Here is a 26,122-nt window from a genome sequence, read left to right as displayed (position 1 = left end):
CCTTTTGCCTTACGTCACTTGTTCATATAAATCCGACTGTTTATTATACCAAATTTTTTTCATGAAATATAGTCTAAAGCTTTCAAAAGTTATGAAAACTTCATATTTTATTGCCTTTTTTTGAAAAATACCACATTTATTGGAAAAAAGCAACGTTTTCTGATCAACTATCGTTGACTTTCTGCTTGGATTTCTGGAATTGGATTCCTATTCGTGAATAAAATTCTCTTGAATTTCATTGTATGCTACAGGTGTTGCCGCTAAAAAGTATTCTCGTTTGTCAAAGGCTAGTGGTTTTCCTTCTATATTAGAGTACTTAAATCCAAATTCATTTAGTAAAACCAACCCAGCTGCATAATCCCAAGGACTCAAATTAGAGATATATCCGATATGATTGCCTTTGAGCATGGCAATCAACTCCACTCCCGCACATCCACTGACTCGAATTCCCATGCTTCTATTACCGATTTCTCCAGCTGAATAAATATTTTTTTTGTACATGTATGCATTCATTCCAATTAAACCCTCTGATAAAGGCAGATCTTTTGGTGGTGTCATTTTTCGATCATTCAGAAAAACACCACTATTTTTTCCACCCCAGTATAATTCGTCTTTCATCACATCATAAATAAAACCAAGTTGTCCAATACCTTCTTCATATACAGCAATCATAATACAAAAATTTTCTTGTTCCATCACAAAATTCATCGTGCCATCGATTGGATCAATGATCCAAACTCGACCATCGAAAGAATCAATCGTATCAAAGCCTTTTTCCTCAGCCAAAATTCGATCTTGAGGATACCGTTCATTGATTTTTTTAATAAAAAACAATTGCGTTTCTTCATCGATATTTGTGACTAAGTCCTTTCTACCAGACTTTTGTGAGACAGAAAGCTTATTGGTTAAACTCATGCGAATATAACCTGCTGCTTCTTTCAACCATTCTTTTATTTCAATGATCATTTTTTCTGAAGTCAATTTAATCAGCTCCTAGTTTCAATCTACCCGAGTCTTGCTTTTTAGCTTGTTGGAGTGTTCGATAGAGCGAATAGCCAGATGCTTTTTGAAACTCATTTCCTAAACGCTTTTCTTCCCCGATACTTTTAACGACGGTTTTAAATTCTTTATACGTATTCAAAAAATCTTGGGTATCGATTCCTGTTTCATTTGCTTGTTCTACTGCTGACCATAGATTGGTAACGATCACCATTTCATCTGTTGTCCAGTCTAAATCTAAAGGATACTGATAATCTTTCATGTTTTCACCTCATTTTCTAGTTTATCATAAGGTCATAATATTTTTCTATCTTCCTTCATTTTTTTTGACTTATTTTGCCAGTTTGTCAAAATCGGTAAAAATAAAACACCTTTTTCTACCTCCACTTTTTGAGATGAATAAATTCCAGTATTCCCTGAGCACATATAACTAATTAAACAGATCATAAAGAAAAATAATGCTGCCTCACCACCAAATAGCTCAATTCCCATAATAAAACAAGCAATTGGCGTATTCGTTGCGCCAGAAAAAACACCTATAAAACCTAACCCAGCCAAAAAAGGGACAGATAAGTGTAAAATCAATGCTAAAGTACTTCCAAGTGTTGCACCGATTTCAAATAAAGGCGTCACTTCCCCACCTTGGTAACCTGCTCCTAATGACAATGCTGTAAAAAAAAGTTTTCCAAGAAAGTCAAACCAATGATTTGCTCCATCAAAAGCATCTTGCAATAAGGGTAAACTTAGCCCAAGATAACGCTGCGTTTGCAAAATAAAAACTGCTGCTACTACGACTATGCCTCCAATAAAATTTCGTAAAACAACATTATTGAACCAACGTGCATATATTTTTTTGATCCATGTGATCGAGCAACTAAATAACCATCCAACTAAACCAAAACAAATACCAGCAACTATCATTTTGATAAACAATAGTAGTGACCAATCCGGTATCTGCCCCATGCTGTAATGTGTATGCGTTATACCAAAAGATTCAGTAACAAAATTTGCAAAAAAAGCAGCAAAAAAACTTGGAAAAAGTCCGTCTGACCGTAAACGACCAATCATCAAAACTTCTAACCCGAAAATCGTCCCGGCTAAAGGTGTTCCAAAAACAGAGCTGAATCCCGCACTGATACCACTAATGATTACAATTTCTCTTTCAAGCTTATCTAATCGAAAAAGACGCCCAATCGCATTTGCCACTGTTCCACCCATCTGAACCGCTGTTCCTTCACGACCTACTGAACCACCAAACAAATGAGTGGTTATCGTACCAAATAAAGTCAATGGAATGAGGCGCAACGGGATATCTTCTTGTTCCCCATTTGCTTGATCAATCACAAGATTGTTGCCTCGAACGGCATTGCCTCCAAATTTCTTATAAAGAAATGCAAAAACTGCCCCACTGATCGGTAGTAGCAATAAAAGCCAAGGTTTATCAAGCCTAATTTGAGTCACAGTATCCAAACTTTTTAGAAAAAAAGCAGACAACATTCCCATCATTAGTCCAATTATTGAAGCGATCGTCAGCCATTTAATCATATAAATACTGATTTTTATTGGCATCTTCAATTCACTTTCCACTCGATCACTCCTTTTAAATGTATTATGTATTCTATTCATACTAGTCAATTATAACAATTTTTGCTTAAAGAAACGAGGAAAAAAATCATTTGAGTTAAACGCACTAAAGCACTTGCAAAAGCTCAATATTGTGCTACTATAAATAGGAAATTTTCAATATCTTCCTATTATTTATTTCATTATATTCAGTTGATATTGTTGAAGAATTCTGTAGAAAAAATCTTGCAATAGATTATTTTCTTAAAATGAAAGGATGTTTTCCTTGAAAGAATTAACAAATGGTAATCCCGCAAAACTGATTTTTTTCTTTACAATCCCATTGTTGATTGGCAACATCTTCCAACAGTTTTACAATATGGCTGATATGATCATTGTCGGAAAAACATTAGGAAAAGATGCTTTAGCTGCCGTTGGTTCAACAGGCAGTATCACTTTTTTAATTATTGGTTTTGCCCAAGGCTTGACTGCTGGCCTATCTATATTGACATCCCAGCGTTTTGGCGGACATGATTATCGTGGTGTAAAAAAAAGCTTCGCAACTGGTATCGTAATAAGTGGTATCGTTACGATTGTTTTAACTATTTTAAGTTTAATTTTTGTTCGTCCGATGCTTCTAATCATGCAAACACCTCCCGAAATTATTGACGATGCCCAGATCTTTATTTCAATCATTTTCATGGGAATCTTTGCTGCAATGTCGTTTAACCTATTATCTAATGTGATTCGTGCATTGGGGGATAGTCGAACACCACTTTTATTTTTGATCATTGCAAGTATCATCAATGTGGTATTGGATTTGATTTTGATCCTTAATTTTCATATGGGTGTTGCTGGAGCTGGTATTGCAACGGTTACGGCTCAAGTCGTTTCTAGTCTCTTGTGCATAGTCTATATTCGTTTGAGGATCCCTAATCTTCAATTACGGAAAAAGGACTTTTCTATTGATAAAAGTGAGTATAGAGCTCATTTAAATATCGCTTTACCAATGGCCTTTCAATCATCGATCATTGCGATCGGTGCAATCATATTGCAAGCTGCTCTAAACAGTTTAGGAACGGACGTTGTAGCTGCTCAAGCTGCTTCAGGTAAAATTGAGCAATTTGCAACACAACCAATGATGTCATTTGGTATTGCAATGGCAACCTTCACTGCCCAAAATTATGGAGCCAAAAAGTACAAACGAATTTTGCAAGGTGTTACTCAGTGTCTTGCAATGAGTATTGGTTTTAGTCTTTTAGCTGGCGGAATCGTAATTTTCTTTGGGCAAAACTTGATGACTCTTTTTGTCAGCCCAAATGAAATAGATGTTCTTAATCTTTCTCAGATTTACTTTAATGTCAATGGTAGTATGTACTGGTTATTAGCAATTTTGTTCATTATACGTTATACACTTCAAGGACTTGGGCAAAGTGTGATTCCTACTTTAGCCGGAATCATGGAACTTGTCATGCGCTCATTTGCAGCAATTATTCTGACCGCTTCGATAGGTTTTGTCGGTGCAGCGTTGGCATCTCCACTTGCTTGGGCTGGTTCTGTGGTAGTGCTGCTTGCGTCTTATTTCAAAGCAATCAAGCGTTTGAAACGTTTAGAATTTGAACAACTAACTGAAACAGAGTGATTTTCACCATCTCTAAACTACAAAAAAAACGATCGATTCTCAAAAAGAAAATCGATCGTTTTTAAGTTATATAGATTGTTTTCCTGGGAAATATTGACGCCACTTGGCTTTCACCGAATTTGTCATCGGTTCAGAAGCTTCCTTGACTGCACAATATTTATCTACCATCGTAACAATATAGCTTTCTTTATACTTCGGTGGTGCAATCGTTGCACCCCACATATGCTTAATGATAATATCACGTTCTAAATCCGAAAGTTCTGTCAATTTCTCTGCGTTTTTCACCGCAATTCTTGGGTGTACATAAGCATGAGAACCTTCATCGAATTTTGTTGTACGCCAATCGTAATAGAACAAGTCATGCAATAATCCAGCACGAGCCGTCGCTTTAGCATCACCATTCCATTTTTTAGCTAGTTTATAACTATAGTAGGAAACGCTGATTGAATGATCTAAACGGGTCGAGTGAACATGCTGCGTGTAATTTCCTAAACGTTGTACTTCTTCCGTTGCCAACAAATCTTCCACATAAGACATATATTCTTGATCTTCACGCCATTTTTCAGTCATTAATTCTGGTTCCACCTTTTTAGAGACTTAAAAGTTTCTGTTTTTTTAACTTAATGAAAGTATAGCACCTTGATTTTCTAAATACTAGGATTTTTGAATTACGTAACTAAACTTTAATATTTACTTTATAAATAGGCTGTTTTCCCTTTATCTGTCTGTTCTCTTAATTTTTCTTGTGCTTCTGTCGCCCAAGGATGAATAACTACTGGTTTAGAATTTAATAGATAATCCAGATAAATCAGTGCGGCTTCTTCTAAAGATGTATCTAAAGCCGTTAATAATTCACTTAGATATGGCGGTTCACCTGGTCGATCCCATTTGATTTTATCTGCCAAAAAGACAATCAGATCTAACCGAGAATATTCTTTTTTTAATGTAGTATGACACTCTATAGCAGACAGAATCGACTCATCATTGATTCCAAACAATTCTTTTGCCATATATTTCGAGAGTTTTTGATGAATGATCATCGGCAGTTTTCGTTCCGAATGGAGCACGTCAATGTCTAAAGATTCAGCGAGATCAATTCTTTTTTCATTTGGAATAACTGCACTAATATCATGGAGTAATCCTGCAATTTCAGCCGCTCGTTGGTCTTCGTCAAAGCGCTCAGCTAATCGTTTAGCTTCTACAGCAACTGCATACGAGTGCCGCGCTACTGACTGATATTCTTCTCCAAGATATAGACGAACATCATTATATCTATCTTCTGTGAGTTGAGGCATAATAAATGGAACTTGATTCATGCTATTTTCCTCCTTCGTTTTGATGTTTCGCAAATTCGGCTTTAATTTCTATAAAGGATTGAAATAATTGTAAAAATTGAAATAACTGCGCACGATTTTCGAATTCTTCTCTTGTTTTTGGTAATTCTTTTTTTCGGTACTCTTCATAAACTAGAGAAATTCTATCTAAAATGTCTTGTCCATCGTTATTTTCTGCAAATGTCTCAGCAGTATATTGTAATAACTCTCGAATATTTCCTACTTGTTCAGGTTCAACGGTGATATTTTCTAGAATCTGAAGCATATCTTTTAAGCGATTGCTTTGTAGTCTGCGCATTGTGAAGTATTCAATATAATAATGATTTGAGGACATCAACTGATTTTCTGCATGATTTTTCGCCCAGTTTTCGCCCGTTCGAATAAAGGCTTTTAAATCGTTGCATTTTTCAAATAAATTTCTTTCTTTACCATGCTGATTCAAATAGGCCGCCATATTGTTCAATATCTTACGAAACATTGTTTCAATGACTTCTTGGTCTTCCTTCAAGCGTTTTTCTGTGTCTGGCATGTACAAATTCATGATCAAAGCAAATCCAACGCCAATTGTCATTAATAAAAACTCATTACTGATGATCGACCAAGATAAGTCTTGTTCAACCAAATATTGCGTCACTAAAACTGAGCTTACGACAATACCATCTGAAAGGTTAAAGTAAACGGCCGCTGGAATAAATACCAGTAAATAAACACCAAATGCTACTGCATTGAATCCTAAAAGAGAAAAGCATCCATAAGCAACGACTGTCGCTAGTGCTAAAGAAAGTAGTCGATAAAATCCTGTCACTAAAGACGTTTTCTTCGTATTTGTGACACTCAAAACAGAAATGATCCCAGCCGATGCTGGGTATAACAAGCCTAAATTCCCTGCAACGATCATCGCTAAAGTTGCACTCACTGCGGTTTTAACTGTTCGTAATCCAATTTTCATTTGACTGCTCCTCAAAAAAATAATTAATCTTTAGTATTAATACTAGTAATTTTACCTCTTTTTCGGTTATCATAAAATAGAAAAGTGATTAAATGTTGATTATAGGAGAGAAAGCTAATGGAAATCGGCCGTTTTCGCTTAGGCATGCGTACTCTAAAAACAGCCTTAGCTGTTATGCTATGTATCATTTTATTTAAAGTGTCCGACCGAGGAGCGCCATTAATAGCCGCTTTATCTGCAGTATTTTCGTTAAGGCAAGATTTAACCACTAGTCTTACTTTTGGAAAATCACGGGTTCTCGGTAACACTTTAGGCGGTGGTCTAGCTATCGTTTATTTTCTTGTGAAAGATCTTTTTTCTAGTGATTTTTTGGTTGAATTATTTTTACTTCCATTTTTAGTAATAGTTGTGATCGTTGTTTCGGACGGTATAAATAATAATTCTGGTATTATTTCAGCAATTGCAACATTGTTATTGATTTCCTTGAGTATCCCACAAGGCGAATCCTTTCAATTTGCTTTTTCACGTGTAATTGATACATTTATTGGTACATTTATAGGGATTGGATTGAATTTCTTTTTCAAACCAAAATCGATTGAAGAAGAACATGAAATTGACGAAGATTTAGCTGAACTCGCGAAAAAAGAACAAGAATTGGAAGAACTTAGAAAAAAAATACAAGACAGAATTACGTTAGAAAAACAAAATAATGAACCCAAATAAGCAAAAAAAAGCTGCCAAAATCTTGCTAGATTTTGGCAGCCCTTTTTTTATTCTTTATCGCTTGAATCATCTTCTCCGTAGAAATTCACATTGCTGTTCGTTCCTTTCTTAGAAAAGTTTTCAATTAATTCTTTAACATCTAACCCTGTTGTTTCTTTCAGTGTTTCTTGTGTTCCAGCTAATAAATTCGTTGCGTAATTGGTAATACGATTAGCGCCCGCATTTTCTCCGCCACCGCCAGTATCAACAACCGAAATTTTATCGATATTGCTTAGTGGTTGAGCAGCTTCTTTCATTAATTGCGGCAACATTTCCATCACCATGCTTAAGACAGCAGCTTCGCCATATTCCTTGAATGCATCTGCAATTTTTTGTTTTGCTTCGGCTTCGGCAGCACCGCGAGCTAGAATAGATTCAGCTTCTGCTTGACCTGCTAATCGCGTCTGATTTGCTTCAGCTTCCGCTAAAGATTCTACGCGGAAACGTTCTGCTTCAGCTTCTGCAACTTCACGAGCTTTTTGCGCCAAAGCTTCTTGCTCTTTCGCGTAACGGTCGGCATCCGCTTTCTTCTTCACTTCTGAATCGTATTGTTTCTCACGACGAACGATTTCTTTTTCTTCTAACTCGATTTGTTTCTGACGCTCAATGACTTTTACTTCCATCTCTTGCGCAATTACTTCTTGTTGTGCTTTGGCTGTTTCCAAATTGTAGGCTTGGTCAGCTTTTGCTTTTGCAATATCTTGTGCTTCTTTATAGGTTGCTAATTTTAATTCTTTTTCTTTTGATGCTTCAGCGATTTCTGTTTGACGTTGTAATTCTGCTTGTTGTGATTCTTTTTCTGCTTCAGCTTTTTTGATACGTGTTTCTTTCCATGCTTCAGCCTCTGCAATATCCGCATCACGTTTGACTTGTGCAATTCTTGGTTTACCTAGAGAATCTAAGTAACCATTTTTGTCGCGAACTTCTTTGATTGTGAAAGACACGATGATCAAACCCATTTTTGCTAAATCCACACTGGCAACTTCTTGGACACTCTGACTAAATTTATCACGGTTTTGATAGATTTCTTCGACGGTCATCGAACCAAGGATCGAACGTAAATGTCCTTCTAAGACTTCACGCGCTTCATTTTCAAGTTCTTCACGTGTTTTACCTAGAAATTGTTCTGCTGCTGTGGCGATTTCTTCAACAGAAGAACCGATTTTGATGATCGATGTGCCGTCACACATCACTGGAACCCCTTGTTCTGTGTAAACTTCTGGAGTCGATACATCCAACTTACTTGATAGCAAGCTGATTCGGTTTGACCGTTGGAACACTGGCAACACAAATGCGCCTCCGCCACGTACGATTTTTATTTTATTACCACTCTCATCCGCATGTACATTTTTATTGCCTAAATAACTCCCACTAATAATCAATGCTTCATCCGGCTTTGCTGTTTGATATTTTGAAATGAAAACAATCAACAACATCAGTAAAATAAAAACAACTAAAGCAATTGGTCCTAAAATCCCTAATTCCATTTTCTTCTACTCCTCCTATTTTATAGTTGTAAACTTCCTTCATATGGAACTACATAGCAAACGCGCTCCCTGATTTCAATAATGAGCACCTGCGCGCCTCGTTCGATCGGTTGTTCTTGTGGAGCATAGAAAGCAGCTGGTCGACTGATTGAGCCGGTGACACTTTTCAATTGGATCTCGCCCATTCCTCCAACTGGAATCGGAGTTACAACTATTGCCATATTTCCTTCCATATCTTTTTCAGAAATTGAAATAGTCGATTCGGCGTTCTTTATTGGCATCAATACATAAAAATTCAAGAAAAATACCAAAATTGATGAAATCGCTCCACTTATCAGAAACAACATTAGATGATCCAAAGCAAGCAACCGCTCTCCTAAATAACCAAACAATGAAGTAAACGCTAGCCACGGAATAACCAGCATCGGATCGATCGGTCCGTCAAAATCAAAAATATCTCCAAAAATCACCAATAATACAGCAATTCCTGCACAAACAAGCAAGGTATAAAGATAAATTGTTTCAATTGGAATTCCTTGTATCACTTTCTCACTCCTTTCTCCTTTTGGTTCGACCTTCAACTCTTAGCGCTTTAGCACTTAGAATTGGTTGCAAGCAAATCGCTAGTGTAGAGTCCACTGTCTCTAAGACTTGTCATCACTAGAATAGAGACGCTTCATTCCCACTATGACGCCCACGCTTTTTTCGTCGCTCTATTTGAGCCACTTCTCCCATTCTCCTCCGACGTTCTCATGAAGATACTTATATTTTACCAATACTTTATATAAAATGACAGTAAATCTTTTAAAATCATACGAGATTTGTAATAGTTTTCACAAAAGAAATGAAACGAATAATCTTTAATTAAAAGATTATCCGCTTCATTTTTTGATCTATTTTATTCGTTTGATTTCAAGGCTTCGATCATATCAACTTTTTTCAATTTCTTATGCATAAAGAACATGACCAGAAAAGTAAAGATCAGGGTAATTAATGCAGAATAAAGGTAGCTGATCCAATGAATCGTTGGTGAGAACATCAGCATATCGACTTCAACGGTTGTCAATACATAACTGTGAACAAATTTTCCAAAGAAACAGCCAAAGAAGATCCCGATCAGCGTTAAAATAATATTCTCACGGTATACATACATCGTGACTTCTTTATCGTAAAAACCTAACACTTTAATCGTTGAAAGTTCTCTGATTCGTTCTGAAATATTGATATTCGTCAAATTATATAAAACGATAAATGCCAATAAACCAGAAACAGTTATCAAGACCCAAACCACAATATTCAAACTTTGGATTGTATCATCTAGTGCGTCACTCGAAATCGACAAAAAAGATACATTTAAAACGTTCTGATTCTCCATCAGTTCTTTTCCAATATCTGCTTCAAGTTTCTCACTAGGTGCTTTATCAAAAAGTAAAAATTCAGTATTATAGTTAGGTGACTTTTTAACTATTTTTTCGTAATAGTTTGGAGACATGTAGGCAAAATGACCTGTATAATTTTCAGCGATTGCACTAATTTTAAATTTGTATTCATGATTATCACTATCGCTTAAAACAAGTGTGTCACCAGGTTTATAGTGAAAAAGTTTCGCTAATTTTTCATTGATGATCACACCATCATCGGTCAATTGGTACTTTTCACCCGATTGTCGATCATTGAATAATATGAATTCATCGATTTCTTTTGGTTTTTCAGGTACATAGATTGAAACATCTTGTTTCGCATTTGATTCTTTCGTTGTTTTTAAAGATTCAACATATAACGGCATCGTCTCTTTTAATCCATCGACTTTGTCTAACATTTCTTGATACTTTTCAGATTCTTTTTCACTTTGGTCTTCTTTAAATGTCACGACTGCCTGATAATGCCAGATTTTATTAAATTGGACGTCCACGATATCTGAAATAGAATCTTTTAAGCCAAATCCTGTGATGATCAAAGCCATACAGCCCGCTATACCCAAAACGGTCATCAACATTCGCTGTTTGTAACGGAATAAATTTCGGGCAGTGACTTTTTGAATAAAGCTTAATCGATTCCAAATCGGCTTGATCCGTTCCAGCCAGATCCTTTGTCCTGCCTTAGGCGCTTTTGGACGTAATAGGCTTGCTGGTGTACTGAATAAATCGATTCGTAAAACAACCATCGCTGCTCCTGCTGTACACAAAACGGCAATAAGTATCCCAATTAAACTGTAACTTAAATACCACGGTGTCACAAAATCAGGAATATTGTACAGTTGTCCATATGCATTAAAAATGATTGTTGGGAATAAATAATATCCGACGAACAACCCTAATACAGCACCACACAGGCTTGCGATTGCAGCATAGACTAAAAATTTAAATGCGATCTCGCCATTTCGGTAACCTAATGCTTTTAGGCTACCTACTTCCATTCGTTTTTCGTCAACCATCCTTGTCATTGTTGTCAGACTAACTAATGCTGCAATCAAGAAAAAGAAAAGCGGAAAGACGGTGGATAGTGAAGTAATGCGATCAGCATTGTCTTCATATTCAGAATAGCCCGGATTATCATCTCTTGTAAAATAATAATAATCAGCCGCTTTTAAATCTGCGAGTTCTTTTTGCTTATTTTCTAATTGTTTTTTTGCATCATTTAGTTTCGTTGTGGTCTCGGCTTTTTTCTTTTGAAACTCTGCCGATCCTTGATCGTAGGCTTGTTGTCCCTCATCAATTTTTGCTTGAGCTTCGTTTAATTTTGCTTGACCGTCAATTTTAGACTGTTCCAACTGGGCTTGTCCAGCAGCAAGTTGTTCTCTTCCAGAAGCTAATTGTGTTTCAGCTTGAGTGAGTTGTGCTTGGGCTACTGCAAGTTGTTGTTGCCCCTCTGTATATTGCATAATTGACTGATTGATCGTAGCGATTGTTTGATCAATTGTTTGCAGACCTTGAGCTACTTGGGCTTGTTGCGCTGATAGGTTTGCTAAAGCCCCATTGATCGTCTCCATAACAACTGGGATAGTTGCTCTTTCAGGTTGCGCGATTAATTGATTGATAGCAGCGGTAATTTCTGTTGGTGCTCCTAATGCTTGGACTGCTGACTGTAACTGAGGTGCAGCACTTGCAACACTTTCTGCTAATAAATCATCTGACACACGATCTATAATAGCCACAGATGCAGCTAAGCTCTGATACCCATCAGCTAACTGATTCAATGATTCAATTGAAGCAGTTAATTCATTACGCTGTTGCTGCAAACCAGGCAAAGCATTTTGACCTTGTGCAACCTGAGCTTGGGCATTTGCTAATTCATTTTTCTTCGTTTCAAGCAAATTTTTCTGTGTTGCAAGTTCATTTTCACCATTGATGATTGTTGCCTGATTTGCTGCAAGTTCGTTTTCTGCAGCGGTGATTTGTTCCGTATAAGACTTTTGGGCCTGCGCTAGTTCTTGCTTGCCTGAGGTTAATTCCTGCTCGCTAGTTTGCAATTTGCTTTCAGCATCTTTCAATGCATTTTCGCCATCAGTAATCTCTTTTTGCGCTTTTTCAAATGACGCCTTTGATTCTTCACGAATTTCTGTCACACGTTGTTCCGGACGTTTTTCCATCGCTTTTTTGACTGTTGTGACAGCTTTTTCTCGTTTGTTTTTATATTCTTTGGAGTAACTGTTTAGATGATTTAGACCTTTGAACGAGACAAGAATTTCTGTATACGTTGATAGATCCATATCTTCTTTAGGTACGACTGCAAAAAAATCTAATGATCCTTTTCCAATCGTCGTATTTCCTCTAGATGTATTTTCTATATATTCAGGAGATTGAACAAATCCGACAATTTTAAACTTTTCTTTTTTTAATGATTTGTCTTTGTTATCTTCTTTTGAAAGTGCTAAGGTTTCACCTAATTTATACTGTCCTCGCATTTTGGCAAGATCGTCTAATACAATTTCTCCAGTTTTTTCGGGCATACGTCCTTCGACCACACGATAATCGATCAGCGGCTGCTTTTCATTTGAATCATAGCTTACAAATTTAACCGCTACATTGCGTTCACTCACGGCAACATCTTTTGTATATCTAGGAAAAACAGTCTCAACTTCTTTGGCCTTTTTAGCTTCTTCAACATCTTTATCTGTTAAACCAAGTGTGGAAACGATTCGAGCATCTGGTAGTTTTTGATGTTGATAATAGTTTGATGCTGTTTGAGTCATGTCAGGTCCTGTAGCTTTTAATCCCACAAAAACCATGACACCAAGAAATATAATACCCATGATTGATAAAAATCGAGTTTTTGATTGTTTGATTTCTCGAAAACTTGTTTTAAGTAACGCTGTTTTTTTCAACACAGCCACCTACCATTCTATCTCAGATACAGGTTTTGGTTCATCGTTGATCGTCACATTTCGAACCTTTGCATCATTGATGCGGATTACGCGGTCAGCCATTGGTGCGATTGCTGAATTATGGGTGATAATGATTACTGTTGTTCCAGTATTTCGAGCTGTTTCTTGTAAAATCGTTAATATTTGTTTACCCGTTTCATAATCTAGCGCTCCTGTCGGCTCATCACACAATAGTAATTTAGGGCGCTTAGCGATTGCTCTTGCAATTGTCACACGTTGTTGTTCTCCTCCTGATAATTGTGCAGGAAAATTATCCATCCTTGCACCTAAACCGACAGATTTCAGTACTTCCTCAGGATTCAATGCATCTGAAACAATTTGAGATGCAAGTTCAACGTTTTCTTTTGTCGTTAAATTCGGAACTAAATTGTAAAATTGAAACACAAAACCAACATCATTTCTGCGGTATGTAGTCAATTGTTTTTCATTAAATTTTGCGATATCGGTTCCATCGATTACGATTTGTCCTTCATCACAAGAATCCATTCCACCTAAAATATTTAACACCGTTGATTTTCCAGCGCCACTGGGACCTAAAATAACCGCAACTTCCCCTTTTTCTACTGAAAAAGTGATTCCGTCATTGGCTGCAATTGTCGTACCTCCCATGTGGTATCTTTTATATTCATTTATTACATCGATATAAGCCATTCAATTCAATCCCCTCTAAATAGAATTTTATCATAAGAATACAAACAAGTCCTCCCACAAGTCAAATGCTTTTTGATTTTTCAATTTTTTTTCGTATAATAGAGGAATGAGATTAATTCGGAATTAACGGTGAGTCAGAAACTTTTTTAATACTAAGCTTTCTTTCTCAATCTCTGAGAGTAGTTAGGAGAAAAATAATGGCAAGAAAAAAACAAAAACCACCTTTTAATCCAGCAATCATGCTTGTGGCGGTTTTAATTATTTTGATTTTAGGTGTATTTGGGGTTCAAGTCCCAGATAACATCCAGGAAATGTTCGGTATTCATACTCAGGAACAAACAAAACCCAGTACCTCCAAACCAGTAAGTTCTACAAATCCTGGTCCTAAAGAACTTGGTTCTGCAACTTTTTCAACCGCTGAACTAACCGATCGTAAAAAAGGCTGGATTGATTATCATGCATTAGATTCGTTAGGACGTGCGACTGGTGCTGATGCTTTGTTAAAACCTGCAATGGTCAATACAGGAACATCAGCTAATAAAGATATTCGTCCCCCAGGATTTGTTTCAGGTTTAGATCCAACGAATCATTCAAGAGGCCATTTGATTGGACGTCAGCTTGGTGGCACTGGTGATGATGCAAGAAATCTTACGACACTTTATCAAACACCTGTAAACACACCTTTCATGACTAAATATGAAAATCAGATTCGTCAAGCTTTAGACAATGGCGAGACTATCCGTTACCGTGTCACACCTGTTTATGAAGGAACAGAGTTATTATGTAAGCAAATCGACTTAGAAGCAAAAGGTTTAAATAAAAATACAGCGGTTGATTTTCGTGTTACGATCCTTAATGAACGATAATTTGTTTAAATTTAAAAAAAGAGACTACACAATCTCACTGCTCTTTAATTCAAGATCAAACAAATCCACTCATCTTTAAAATTAGGAGGTGCCTAATGAACTTTAAAAAAATCAAAAGACAATTGACTGAAACTGATCCACAAATTTTCTTGGCTAAAGTTTTACAAAATCAACAAGATGAAACAAGTACGATTATTTTCAGTCAAACTATTGAAAAACAATTTGAGCAAAACGTCCAGTACTTATCTTCTGATGAAACGGTCTCTTTGGATGATCTTTCAAATTGGAAAGAACACAATTTTTTAGTCGTGGCTCAAACTATTGATGGCGATTATATTGCTGGTACTACAAAACAGACTTTTGTGATTCCTATGTCACTTTATAAATCAGATATTGAATCCTATGGTTTATTTTTATCAGATTTTTTTATTGCGTATGAAAATGGAAGCATCCATTCCTCTATTTTACCTAAAACTGAATAATCTAAAAAATCCATCCTATAACTGTCTATGTTATGGGATGGATTTTTTAAATAGTACGATTTATAAGTCTCACTTTTTTATTTTAATCCTTTAAACCCAATATCATTACGATAAAACGTACCTTTTGTGTCTACTTTTTTCAAGACTCTATAAACGGCTGCTTGTGCTTCAGCTAATGATTTGCCACTTGCTTGGACAAGATAGATACGTCCACCATCAGAGACTAATTGTTCCCCTTGTTGCTTTACTCCGGCATAATAGATTTGTTCAGTTAACAAATCAGAAAAATCTGGAAGCTGACTTCCTTTCTCATAAACATTTGGATAACCCTCTGCTGCAACAACTACGCCTAAACTATAACCATCTTGCTTCCAGCGAATAGTTGGTTGATTACCTTTTAATAGGTCATCAATAATTTGAGCGAAATCACTTTCTAACCGTTGAAGTACGACTTGTGTTTCTGGATCACCAAAACGAGCGTTAAATTCGATTACTTTTGGTCCATCCGCTGTTGCAATCAATCCAGTGTACAAAATACCTGTAAAAGCCCTACCTTCTGTCATCATCCCTTGAACTGTAGGTTTTACAATTGTTTCAAGAGCTTCTTTGACCAATTCATCAGAAATTTGCGGAACAGGGCTATAGGCTCCCATACCACCTGTATTTGGTCCAAGGTCATTATCATAGGCGCATTTATGATCTTGCGCAATCACCATCGGATAAACTTCTTCATTACGAACGAATGCCAGTAAAGAAAATTCTTCACCGACAAGAAATTCTTCAACCACAACTTTGGTTCCACTTACCCCAAACTTATGGTCCTCAAGCAACTCTTTCAATGCATCAATTGCCTCTTTTACGGTCTTTGCTACGACTACTCCTTTACCAGCAGCTACACCATCAGCTTTAATAACGATCGGCGCTCCCTTTTCAATAACATAAGCTCGGGCTGTAGCAAAATCAGAGAAGGTTTGGTGATCTGCTGTGGGTATTTCATATTTCTTCATGATTTTTTTTGCAAAGTCTTTAGAACCTTCAATAACTGCAGCATTTCTGAGCGGTCCAAAAGCAAACAAGCCAGCATCAGCGAAATCATCTATAATTCCATTTAACAATGGGATTTCAGGACCAATAAAAGTCCAATCGATACCATTTTCCTTGGCAAATTTAATTAAGTTAGGATGATCATCCTCTGCAATATCTACCAAACGAATGCCATCTTTTTTCATCCCTGGATTCCCTTTGGCACAAAAAACAGTTTTTACTTTAGGGCTCTGAATCAGTTTTTGCGCAATCGCATGCTCTCTTCCGCCGCTTCCAATGACTAAAATCGTTAATCCCATTAAATTCTCCTTTTAATGTCTAAAATGTCTGATATCAGTAAATACCATAGCGATTCCATATTCGTCTGCCATTTCGATCGACTCTTGGTCTTTAATGCTGCCACCAGGTTGAATAATCGCCTTGATACCCTGTTTTCCAGCATATTCTACACTATCACCCATTGGAAAGAAGGCATCACTGGCTAAAACTGCTTCATTATCACGTTTTCCGGCTTGTTCAATTGCGATTTGAACTGAGCCGATACGATTCATTTGCCCTGCACCAATACCTAATGTTTGATGGCTATTCGCTACAACAATGGCATTACTTTTTACGTGCTTGACCGTCTTCCAAGCAAATTCTAGTGCATTCAATTCATCAAGCGTTGGTTGTCTTTTAGTGACAACTTGCCAATTTTCGGTTTTTTCTTTACTATTATCTTGATTTTGAATTAATAATCCGCCTAAAATCGACACTTTTTCGTCCTCTATCGCCTGGTCTTTCTTAGAAAAGTCGAGTGTCATTAGGCGAAGATTTTTTTTACTACTTAAAATAGTGAAGGCTTCTTCTGAAAAACTAGGTGCAATGATAATTTCAAGAAATAATTGGTGCATTTTTTCGGCAATTTGCCTGTCGACTTCACGGTTTAACACAATGATTCCACCGAAAATCGAGACTGGATCTGCTTCATAAGCATATTGATATGCTTCATTGATCGTCTCACCAACGCCAACTCCACAAGGATTCATATGTTTGACTGCAACAACAGCTGGTTGATCAAATTCTCTAGAAATTCGAATCGCCGCATCTGCATCTTTGATATTATTATATGATAGTTCTTTGCCGTGAAGTTGGTCAGCACTAGCGATTGAAAAAGAAATTGGTAAGGCATTTTGATAAAAAGCTGCTTTTTGATGGCTATTTTCTCCGTAGCGTAATTCTTGTTTTAACTCATATGTCAATGTTACTATTTCAGACTCTTTTTCTCCTACTGCATTTGTCAGATATTCTGCAATCAACGCATCATATGCGGCGGTGTGTCGAAAAACTTTAGCTGCTAATTTTTTTCTTGTTGCTAGCGTTGTTGCTCCTTTTTGTGAAACCTCTATCAACACTTGTTCATAATCTTTAGGATCAACCACAACCGTAACAAATTGATGATTTTTTGCAGCACTCCTTAACATACTTGGCCCACCGATATCAATATTTTCTATTGCTTCGTCCTCTGTTACATCCTCCTTCATGATCGTTTCTTTAAAGGGATAGAGATTGACACAAACAAAATCGATTGGTTGAATGTCGTACGCTTCCATGGCCTCCATATGACTCGCTAAATCACGTCGCCCCAGCAATCCACCATGAATCTTAGGATGTAATGTTTTCACCCGACCATCCATCATCTCTGGAAAATGGGTTACTTCTTCGATAGAAATCGTCGGGATTCCTTCTTTTTCAAGGGCTTTTTTCGTTCCACCTGTCGAAATAATTTCTACCCCTTGTTCTACTAATCCTTTCGCAAATGCGACTACACCTGTTTTATCTGAAACACTTATTAAGGCTCTTTTTTTTGTCATGATCGACCCTCTCCTTGCTGATTTTTTATAAGTTTCGCTAAAACAGTTGGAAACAGTTTATGCTCTACATTATGAATTTTTTTCTCCAATGAATCAAGTGTATCAAGCATGTCTATCACTACTTTTTCTTGTGCAATGATTGGTCCAGTATCAACACCGTCATCCACATAATGAATCGTTACACCTGTTTCAGGTACATTTGCGTAAAAAGCATCTTTGATACCATGTAGACCAGGAAAATCAGGTAACAATGATGGATGGATATTGATCATACGCTTGGAAAAGACTTCTAGTAAGGTCGGTCCGATGATCCTCATATATCCTGCTAAAACAATCAAATCGATTTGCTCTTCTTCAAGCAAATGAAGAATTTCTGCTTCATACATTGCTTTTGATTCAAAATCGTTTGGTGAAAAGGAAATAACTGGAATCGACATTGATCGTGCACGCTTGATCACATAGGCATCTTTTTTATCACAAAATAATAACGTAAGCTGCGCCTCTATTGCTCCGATTGCTACAGCTTCAGCTATGGCTTGGAAGTTACTGCCGTTTCCTGAGGCAAATATGGCTAATTTCATTCTCACACCTCGTTAAAAACAACAGCTTGCTCATCTTTTTCAGTGATATTTCCAATAATATAGCTCGTTTCGTTGAGCTCATTTAAAATGGTTCGAACATTCTCTATTTTTTTTGGTGAAACAGCCAAAACCATCCCAATGCCCATATTGAAAATCTCATACATTTCCATTTTTGGAATTTGTCCATATTTCTCAAGCGTTGTAAAAATCGGCAATATCGGCCAAGTCCCAAGGGTTATTTCTGCTGCTAAATGCTCTGGAAGAATTCTAGGAATATTTTCTACAAAACCGCCACCTGTTATATGTGCAATGCCGTTCACTAATTCCTGTTTTATTAGTGGTAATATCGTCTTTACATAAATTTTGGTTGGGGTCAAAAGTTCATCGCCTAATTGTTTTTCATTTAAATCTGACATAATTCTTTTTCCAGTAAAATGATGCGTCTCAAAAAATATCTTTCGTACGAGAGAATAGCCGTTTGAATGGAGGCCACTTGATGGTAACCCAAGAAGAATATCTCCTTCTTGGATTTTTTGCCCTGTAACTAGCTGACTTTTTTCCGCAATTCCTACAGCAAAACCTGCTAAATCGTAATCATTATCGCTATACATTCCTGGCATTTCTGCTGTCTCACCGCCAATCAGAGCAGCTCCTGCTTGAAGACAACCTTCAGCCACACCAGCGACCACTTTTTCCAATTGATCTGGCTTATTTTTCCCCGTCGCAATATAGTCAAGGAAATAAAGCGGTTCTGCACCTTGAGCAACGATATCATTCACACACATAGCGACACAATCAATCCCGATTGTCTCGTGTTTGTTTTCTTGAATTGCAATCATTAACTTTGTTCCGACTCCATCTGTCCCCGATATCAATACAGGTTCCTTCACTTCCACCTTGCTTAAATCGAAACATCCGCCGAAACCACCAAGTGTATCGATCACACCAATTCGTTCCGTTCGTTTAACATGTTTTTTGATTCTTTCTACTACTTCATACCCGGCTTCAACGTCAACACCCGCTTTGGTATAAGCATTTCTCATTATGATTTCCTCCTAAAGATTCATTAACGATAGTTGCTATTTTTTCAATTTGTTGATACGAAACTGATTTTATCCTTTAATGACGCTTGGTATTTCTCTTCATAATCATATAACGGCGTTGGATAATCCCCATTAAAATAGGCCATGCAAAGTCCAGAATAAGGAGCATCATAGTTTAATCCAATTGCATCGATCAAACCTCGCTCACTTAAAAATCCTAATGAATCTGCTTTGATCAGTTGCTCGATTTCAGAGATTGAATGATTAGCAGCAATCAATTCTTTTCTTGTTTGAATATCAATCCCATAAAAACAAGGGAATTTTAACGGAGGCGATGCAATACGTACGTGGACTTCTTTAGCACCCGCATCTTTAAGTAGCTGGACGATTCGACGACTCGTTGTTCCTCTTACGATCGAGTCATCCACCATGATCACACGTTTCCCCTCTACTACACCTCTTACAGCAGAGAGCTTCATTCGAACGCCTTGTTCTCTCAATTCTTGAGTGGGTTGAATAAAGGTTCTTGCGATGTACTGATTTTTTACTAATCCCATTTCATAAGGAATGCCGCTTGCTTCTGCATATCCACTAGCAGCTGAAAGAGAAGAATTGGGTACACCGACGACCATATCTGCTTCAATCGGCGCTTCTTTTGCCAATTGTTTCCCCATATTTTTTCGAGCAGTATGCACATTCACCCCAGCAATATTTGAATCTGGTCTGGCAAAATAAATGTATTCCATCGAACAAATCGCATATTGTGTATCTTTCGTATACTGTTCTACTTTAAAGCCAGTCTCATCAATAATAATGACTTCGCCCGGTCCTACATCACGTACAAATACAGCCCCAACAACTTCCAGTGCGCACGTTTCACTCGCAATCACATATGCCCCATTTTTCATCTGACCAATAGATAGTGGGCGAAAAGCGTTAGGATCAAGAGCCGCGATCATTGCTGTTTCCGTGATCAAAAGATAGGCAAAACCACCTTTGACTGTCTGTAAACTTTCCTTTAATTGCTCGACAAACGTTGCTTTTTTACTACGGCGGATCAGATGCATCAAAATTTCGGTATCTGAGTTAGAATGAAATATTGCGCCATCTTGCTCTAGTTCTTTTCGTAAGCTTTTAGCATTCGTCAGATTCCCATTATGGGCCAATCCACAAGCACCATCATAAAACTTAAATAGAAACGGCTGAATATTGTCCACACTACCATTTCCAGCAGTGGCATAACGCACATGACCAATCGCAGCATTTCCACGCAAAGAAGTTAAAGATCGGTCCTCTTTAAATACTTCAGAAAGTAACCCCAATTCCCGATATCCATTTAATTTTCCTTCGTTATTTGAGACGATTCCTGCACCTTCTTGGCCTCGATGCTGCAGACTATGAAGTCCAAAATAAGTCACACGAGCAGCATCCGGATGTCCCCAAATACCAAAAACACCACATTCTTCATTTAAACTTTTCACTTCATAAGACATGGAATCGCTTCCTCCCACAGCTTTTTGGCTGTTTGCGTCATTACCTCGATTTTTTGATCATACGTTTGAATGCTGATCAATCCACTATCTGTTACTTTTCCAACAAACTCAGCGTTTCCATCCATCATGTCTTCAAACTTTGTTTGATTTTCTGATTTGATTGAAACAACAAATCTTGACTGGGTTTCAGAAAAAAGCCATGAAACTGGCATAGCTAATTCAACCTCTAGACCAAACTTTTTTTTAAATACAGACTCCGCTAAAGCAATACCTAAACCCCCTTCAGAACAATCATGGGCGCTTTTCACTACTCCTGCTTGGATTGCTTTTAATATTAATTGCTGGATGTTTTTTTCAACCGTTAAATCAAAATCCATTAATTTTCCTTCGATAATGCCCAAGGTCATTTTTTGTAATTCACTGCCATTAAAATCGGCGTTTGTTTTTCCTACTACGTAAATCAAATCATCTACTGCTTTAAATTCTTGCGTAGTAATATCTTTTAAGTCCTCTATTAGACCAACCATACCAATCACTGGTGTTGGATAAATCGCCTGACCATTCGTTTCATTGTACAAAGAAACGTTTCCTGAAATCACAGGCGTTTCTAAAACTTCACAAGCTTTGGCAATTCCATCTGCTGACGTCCAAAGCTCCCAAAACCCTTCAGGTTTATCTGGTGATCCATAATTTAAACAATCCGTGATTGCTAATGGTTGCCCGCCACTTGCAATAATATTTCTTGCGGCTTCTGCTACTGCAATTTGACCGCCGATTTCTGGGTTTAAAAACAGATAACGTCCATTACAGTCAGTCGTCATCGCTAGCGCTTTTTTAGTGCCACGAATACGTAAAACGGCTGCATCACTTCCTGGTAAAACAACTGTATTGGTTCGAACTTGAGCATCGTATCTTTCATAAATCATTTTTTTAGAAGCAATTGTTGGCTGTTGTAGTAATTGTAATAATGTCTCTGTTCCATTCACAATTTTAGGATCAAAATTCCCTAATGATTCAAACTTTTTGATTCTTTTTGGCTCTTGGCGTTCTTTCGTATAAACAGGCGCATCCTCAGCTAAAGCGTCAACAGGTAAGTTTGCCACTTCCACCCCATGATGATTTAAGCGATACAACCCATCATCCGTTACTTTGCCAATCGTCACTGCCTCTAATTCGTATTTTTGAAAAAGCTCAATCACCTCATCCTCATGTCCTTTTTCGACACAAATCAACATCCGCTCCTGAGACTCCGACAACATCATTTCATAAGGTGTCATTCCAGTTTCACGTTGCGGTACATCATCTAAATCTAAAATCAAACCAGATCCCGCTTTAGAAGCCATTTCTGCGCTTGACGACACTAAACCTGCCGCGCCCATATCTTGAATTCCTACTAAAATATCTGAATGCTTTAAAATCAGCTCTAAACACGCTTCAAGTAATAATTTCTCCATAAAAGGATCGCCCACTTGTACGGCTGAACGCTGTTGTTCTTGCCCTTCAACAAACTCTTCAGAAGCAAATGTTGCACCATGAATCCCATCGCGTCCTGTTTTCGCACCGACATACATGATTGCATTACCTACCCCTTTCGCTTGACCTTTTTGAATATCTTTATGATCGATCAACCCTACACACATTGCATTTACTAGCGGATTTCCTTCATAACATGGATCAAACGCCACTTCTCCGCCTACAGTGGGAATGCCAATACAATTGCCATACCCACTAATACCAGCAACGACCTCTTCTAAAAGATATTTAGTTCGCTCATTCGTTAATTCACCAAAACGCAATGAATCCAAAATTGCAATTGGTCTGGCCCCCATACTAAAAATATCTCTGATGATTCCACCAACACCGGTCGCCGCCCCTTCATATGGCTCAACAGCTGATGGATGATTATGACTTTCTGCTTTAAACACAACAGCCTGGCCATCGCCGATATCTACGATCCCGGCACCTTCACCTGGTCCCTGTAAAACTTGAGGTCCTTTTGTCGGAAATTTTTTTAATACAGATTTTGAATTTTTATAAGAACAGTGTTCACTCCACATTACAGAAAAAAGTCCTGTTTCCGTATAATTTGGCATACGTTCTAAGATATCCTCTTCAATCATTCGATATTCTTCATCCGTTAAGCCCCATTCAGAATAGATACGTTGATGTTTAATCTCTTGTGCTGAAGGTTCGTTCATTTTCATCATGCATTTGTCCTGACCTCTCCATAGTTTTTAACGATGGATTTGAAAAAACGTAATCCATCTTCTGAGCCTAGTAAACTTTCTACAGCACGTTCTGGATGCGGCATCATACCTAGAACATTTCCTTTTTCATTGATGATTCCTGCTATATTTTCTAAACTGCCATTTGGATTTTTATCCGCATAGGTAAAGACAATTTGATGATTTTCTTTTAGCTTCTTTAGCGTTGATTCATCACAGTAATAATTGCCTTCCCCATGCGCTACAGGTAATTGGATCACTTCATCTTTCTGATATTCTGAAGTAAATGCTGTCTGATTGTTTACAACTGTTAAATCAACCGTTTTACACACAAAATGCAGGGATTCATTTTTAAGCAAAACACCAGGTAAAAGACCTGCTTCTGTCAATATTTGGAACCCATTACATGTACCAAAAACAGGCTTACCTTCATCTGCCAAACGAATCACTTCACTTATAATTTTAGAAAAACGAGCAATTGCACCGCACCTTAGATAATCACCATACGAAAATCCTCCAGGAATCAAAACACCATCAAATCCAGCTAAACTTTCTGCATCATGGCGCACGTACTCAGCTTCCTCACCCAATATCTCTTTGACTGCCCATAATAGGTCCATATCGCAATTTGAGCCTGGAAAAACAATCACTGCAAATTTCATTTCAAGCTTCCTCCTCGATTTCATATCGATACGTTTCCATATTAACGTTAGCTAATAATTTGTCACAAATCTCTTCAATCACCATTTCGATTGGCCGCTCTGATCCTTTGACCTTGATTTCAAAATATTTTCCAATCCGGACATCATCGATTTCTCCATAGCCAAGACGATGAACGGCACCTTTGACTACTTCACCTTGCGGATCTAAAACGGAATCTTTGTACGTAACATATACTTTTACATCATACATATTAATCAATTCTCCTTCATTTTTAGTAGAATGTATTCTCCAAACGATCCAAAACTTCTTGGTAGACAGGTACAATCTCACCAATATTTTTGCGGTAAACATCTTTATCTAAATGAGCATTTGTTTTTTCATCCCATAAGCGGCACGTATCTGGTGTGATTTCGTCAGCTAGTAAAATAGAGCCATCTTTTCTACGCCCAAATTCTATTTTGAAATCAATCAAACGAATACCAATTTCTTTAAACAATGTAATCAATGCTTGATTTATAATGTGTCCCTCTCTTTTTATAGTCGCGATCTCTTGTTCTGTTGCGATTTTTAAAATTTTGACATGATCATCATTAATAATTGGATCATTAAGAGAATCATCCTTGTAATAAAATTCCAAAACGGGAAATTCAAGAGGCTGTCCTTCTAAAACAGCCAATCGCTTCGCAAAACTGCCTGCTGAACTATTTCTAATGACAACTTCTAAAGGAATAATTTCGAGCTTTTCTACCAATTGTTCGTTCTTTGATATTTTTTTGATAAAATGAGTTTGGATATTTTTTTGTTTAAATTGTTCAAAAATAAAGGCTGTTATCTGATTATTTAAAATTGCTTTACCTGTTGTAATATCTTTCCGAGCGCCATTCAAGGCAGTTACTTGATCTAAATATTCTACTCTCAACACATTGGGATCATCTGTTTCAAACAATTTTTTAGCTTTTCCTTCGTATAGCAAACCACTATTTGTCATTATCTCGAACGCTCCTTTTTACGTACGTTTTTTAAATATAATTAATATTTGTTCGTCTATTTACTGTTTACAGTTTAACAACATGATAAATAAGAGTCAATTAATTATTAACAATAAATACAAAAATAGTATTGAATGTTCGTTTTTATCCATTTTCCATGTAAATATTAAGAAAATATTGTAAGCATTTACAAAAATCAAGAAAAGTGGTATGCTAATCAAAACCACATCTTTAGAAAAATTACTTTTCTTTTTTTGATCAGTGACGATTTTTAGGAGGGAACAACAGGATGATTAGCGATTATGACAGTTTAGCCCAGGATTTTTTGGCAGGATTAATCCCTGAGGAAAGAACAAAATTGTATAATGATTTACTCGCATTAGAAGAAGTCCACAAATTGAATCAACACAGTTCTTACTACACGTTTAAAAATTTAAAACGAGCGGTTCATCGGCACTCTGAAAGACGCAAACGAACATTTCGTTATAAAAATAGTTGTAACAATGAATTAGTTATAAATCAACTACATGAGCAACACTTTTTCAAAAACAAATACTGTATACATGTTTATTTTAATTCACAAGAATGTAGTTATCTTTTTATTGATCATTTACTTTCTATGTTGGGTGCTCCAGTAGCCTCACCCATACGTACTTTCCAAGAAATTACGATTTAAATACATTAATTTTCGACTAAAACTTACAAAGTTTTAGTCTTTTTATTATTAAAGAAAGGAATGGCTCTATCCATGGAAAAATTGAAAGTAAAAGTGACTGTTGATCGACCACTAGGCTATCAAGATTCTTTCGGTAACATCTATCCAGTCAATTACGGATATATTGCTGGAGTGATCGGAGGCGACGAGGAGGAACAAGACGCATATATTTTAGCCGTTCCATCAGTAAAAATAAGTACATTTATTGGTATTGTAGTAGCCGTTATCCATAGAAAAGATGACAATGAGACAAAATGGATCGTGATTCCCGAAAAATCATCGATTTCCGAGAACGAAATCAGTCATCAAACACAGTTCATCGAACAATATTTTGATCATTATATAGAAATGCTTTAATAAAAAAATAAGGCTAGAACATAACTCGTAGAGTTATGTT

25 protein-coding genes are annotated in these 26,122 nt (G+C 36.9%); 6 read left to right on the top strand and 19 right to left on the bottom strand.

All coding sequences use genetic code 11. From position 1 onward, the window contains the following. Positions 1-207: 207 nt before the first annotated feature. The 3 genes from AC4BC4_RS06705 to AC4BC4_RS06695 are packed head-to-tail and all read right to left on the bottom strand — an operon-like array spanning position 208 to position 2,586. Positions 208-966 (bottom strand): inositol monophosphatase family protein, encoded by a 759-nt coding sequence (locus AC4BC4_RS06705; protein WP_490477357.1) that lies wholly within the window; start codon positions 964-966, stop codon positions 208-210. Between the two features lie 16 nt (positions 967-982). Continuing rightward, positions 983-1,261, bottom strand: coding sequence for a UPF0223 family protein (locus tag AC4BC4_RS06700; protein ID WP_438756223.1), 279 nt, complete (start codon positions 1,259-1,261; stop codon positions 983-985). A 32-nt stretch (positions 1,262-1,293) separates the two neighbouring features. Beyond that, positions 1,294-2,586, bottom strand: coding sequence for a voltage-gated chloride channel family protein (locus AC4BC4_RS06695; protein ID WP_490477194.1), 1,293 nt, complete (start codon positions 2,584-2,586; stop codon positions 1,294-1,296). A gap of 262 nt (positions 2,587-2,848) precedes the next feature. Here AC4BC4_RS06695 and AC4BC4_RS06690 point away from each other — a divergent pair, with 262 nt between their 5' ends. Beyond that, entirely contained in the window at positions 2,849-4,204 is a 1,356-nt protein-coding gene (locus tag AC4BC4_RS06690; protein WP_490477193.1) for an MATE family efflux transporter, read from the top strand. A gap of 66 nt (positions 4,205-4,270) precedes the next feature. Here the strand turns inward: AC4BC4_RS06690 and AC4BC4_RS06685 are convergent, their stop codons facing one another. The 3 genes from AC4BC4_RS06685 to AC4BC4_RS06675 all read right to left on the bottom strand — a co-directional run bounded on the left by AC4BC4_RS06685 (position 4,271) and on the right by AC4BC4_RS06675 (position 6,487). Further along, entirely contained in the window at positions 4,271-4,774 is a 504-nt protein-coding gene (locus AC4BC4_RS06685) for an HD domain-containing protein (protein WP_438756226.1), read from the bottom strand. Between the two features lie 125 nt (positions 4,775-4,899). Beyond that, entirely contained in the window at positions 4,900-5,520 is a 621-nt protein-coding gene (yqeK, locus tag AC4BC4_RS06680; protein ID WP_490477192.1) for a bis(5'-nucleosyl)-tetraphosphatase (symmetrical) YqeK, read from the bottom strand. Position 5,521: 1 nt separating this feature from the next. After that, positions 5,522-6,487 carry an aromatic acid exporter family protein gene (locus tag AC4BC4_RS06675; RefSeq protein WP_438756228.1) on the bottom strand — a complete coding sequence of 322 codons (966 nt, stop codon included), beginning with the start codon at positions 6,485-6,487 and terminating at the stop codon, positions 5,522-5,524. A gap of 117 nt (positions 6,488-6,604) precedes the next feature. On the opposite strand from AC4BC4_RS06675, the gene AC4BC4_RS06670 reads away from it, so the two are divergent. Beyond that, positions 6,605-7,210 (top strand): FUSC family protein, encoded by a 606-nt coding sequence (locus AC4BC4_RS06670; RefSeq protein WP_490477191.1) that lies wholly within the window; start codon positions 6,605-6,607, stop codon positions 7,208-7,210. Between the two features lie 47 nt (positions 7,211-7,257). Here the strand turns inward: AC4BC4_RS06670 and floT are convergent, their stop codons facing one another. The 4 genes from floT to AC4BC4_RS06650 all read right to left on the bottom strand — a co-directional run bounded on the left by floT (position 7,258) and on the right by AC4BC4_RS06650 (position 13,771). After that, positions 7,258-8,736 (bottom strand): flotillin lipid rafts scaffold protein FloT, encoded by a 1,479-nt coding sequence (gene floT / locus AC4BC4_RS06665; RefSeq protein WP_438756230.1) that lies wholly within the window; start codon positions 8,734-8,736, stop codon positions 7,258-7,260. Positions 8,737-8,756: 20 nt separating this feature from the next. Next, on the bottom strand, positions 8,757-9,281 hold the full coding sequence (locus tag AC4BC4_RS06660; protein WP_490477190.1) for an NfeD family membrane protein: 525 nt from the start codon (positions 9,279-9,281) through the stop codon (positions 8,757-8,759). Positions 9,282-9,634: 353 nt separating this feature from the next. Beyond that, positions 9,635-13,063 (bottom strand): FtsX-like permease family protein, encoded by a 3,429-nt coding sequence (locus AC4BC4_RS06655; protein ID WP_490477189.1) that lies wholly within the window; start codon positions 13,061-13,063, stop codon positions 9,635-9,637. A gap of 6 nt (positions 13,064-13,069) precedes the next feature. After that, positions 13,070-13,771 carry an ABC transporter ATP-binding protein gene (locus AC4BC4_RS06650; RefSeq protein WP_490477188.1) on the bottom strand — a complete coding sequence of 234 codons (702 nt, stop codon included), beginning with the start codon at positions 13,769-13,771 and terminating at the stop codon, positions 13,070-13,072. A 197-nt stretch (positions 13,772-13,968) separates the two neighbouring features. On the opposite strand from AC4BC4_RS06650, the gene AC4BC4_RS06645 reads away from it, so the two are divergent. Together AC4BC4_RS06645 and AC4BC4_RS06640 are read left to right on the top strand one after the other, a co-directional pair. Next, the gene (locus AC4BC4_RS06645) at positions 13,969-14,637 is read left to right on the top strand and encodes a DNA/RNA non-specific endonuclease (RefSeq protein WP_490477187.1); all 669 of its coding nucleotides are present in this window, start codon (positions 13,969-13,971) and stop codon (positions 14,635-14,637) included. A 95-nt stretch (positions 14,638-14,732) separates the two neighbouring features. Continuing rightward, positions 14,733-15,119, top strand: a complete 387-nt coding sequence (locus AC4BC4_RS06640; RefSeq protein ID WP_490477186.1) for a hypothetical protein — start codon at positions 14,733-14,735, stop codon at positions 15,117-15,119. Between the two features lie 77 nt (positions 15,120-15,196). On the opposite strand, the gene purD is transcribed toward AC4BC4_RS06640, so the two are convergent. The 9 genes from purD to purC are packed head-to-tail and all read right to left on the bottom strand — an operon-like array spanning position 15,197 to position 25,009. Further along, positions 15,197-16,462: a phosphoribosylamine--glycine ligase gene (purD, locus tag AC4BC4_RS06635; RefSeq protein ID WP_490477185.1), complete on the bottom strand. Its 1,266-nt coding sequence runs from the start codon at positions 16,460-16,462 to the stop codon at positions 15,197-15,199. 12 nt (positions 16,463-16,474) lie between these two features. Next, a complete protein-coding gene (gene purH, locus AC4BC4_RS06630; protein WP_490477184.1) occupies positions 16,475-18,016 on the bottom strand; it encodes a bifunctional phosphoribosylaminoimidazolecarboxamide formyltransferase/IMP cyclohydrolase in 1,542 nt (513 codons plus the stop codon). Next, positions 18,013-18,597: a phosphoribosylglycinamide formyltransferase gene (gene purN / locus AC4BC4_RS06625; protein ID WP_438756239.1), complete on the bottom strand. Its 585-nt coding sequence runs from the start codon at positions 18,595-18,597 to the stop codon at positions 18,013-18,015. Before purN ends, purH begins: the two co-directional genes overlap by 4 nt. 2 nt (positions 18,598-18,599) lie before the next feature. Beyond that, complete coding sequence (gene purM, locus AC4BC4_RS06620; RefSeq protein WP_490477183.1) at positions 18,600-19,640, bottom strand: phosphoribosylformylglycinamidine cyclo-ligase; 1,041 nt, start codon at positions 19,638-19,640, stop codon at positions 18,600-18,602. A 44-nt stretch (positions 19,641-19,684) separates the two neighbouring features. Then, positions 19,685-21,133 (bottom strand): amidophosphoribosyltransferase, encoded by a 1,449-nt coding sequence (purF, locus tag AC4BC4_RS06615; protein WP_490477182.1) that lies wholly within the window; start codon positions 21,131-21,133, stop codon positions 19,685-19,687. Next, positions 21,118-23,340, bottom strand: a complete 2,223-nt coding sequence (purL, locus tag AC4BC4_RS06610; protein WP_490477181.1) for a phosphoribosylformylglycinamidine synthase subunit PurL — start codon at positions 23,338-23,340, stop codon at positions 21,118-21,120. Before purL ends, purF begins: the two co-directional genes overlap by 16 nt. Next, the gene (gene purQ / locus AC4BC4_RS06605; protein WP_438756246.1) at positions 23,337-24,020 is read right to left on the bottom strand and encodes a phosphoribosylformylglycinamidine synthase subunit PurQ; all 684 of its coding nucleotides are present in this window, start codon (positions 24,018-24,020) and stop codon (positions 23,337-23,339) included. The genes purL and purQ overlap by 4 nt, the downstream gene beginning before the upstream one ends. Position 24,021: 1 nt before the next feature. Continuing rightward, entirely contained in the window at positions 24,022-24,270 is a 249-nt protein-coding gene (purS, locus tag AC4BC4_RS06600; RefSeq protein WP_438756248.1) for a phosphoribosylformylglycinamidine synthase subunit PurS, read from the bottom strand. Between the two features lie 22 nt (positions 24,271-24,292). After that, on the bottom strand, positions 24,293-25,009 hold the full coding sequence (purC, locus tag AC4BC4_RS06595) for a phosphoribosylaminoimidazolesuccinocarboxamide synthase (protein WP_490477180.1): 717 nt from the start codon (positions 25,007-25,009) through the stop codon (positions 24,293-24,295). 290 nt (positions 25,010-25,299) lie between these two features. Between purC and AC4BC4_RS06590 the strand changes: the two genes are divergently transcribed. Beyond that, a complete protein-coding gene (locus AC4BC4_RS06590) occupies positions 25,300-25,686 on the top strand; it encodes a hypothetical protein (RefSeq protein ID WP_438756251.1) in 387 nt (128 codons plus the stop codon). Positions 25,687-25,758: 72 nt separating this feature from the next. Continuing rightward, on the top strand, positions 25,759-26,082 hold the full coding sequence (locus AC4BC4_RS06585) for an inorganic diphosphatase (RefSeq protein WP_490477179.1): 324 nt from the start codon (positions 25,759-25,761) through the stop codon (positions 26,080-26,082). Positions 26,083-26,122 lie beyond the last annotated feature (40 nt).

The sequence above is a fragment of the Enterococcus sp. AMC1086 genome (assembly GCF_058216575.1).
This window is presented reverse-complemented; position numbering and strand designations above follow the sequence as displayed.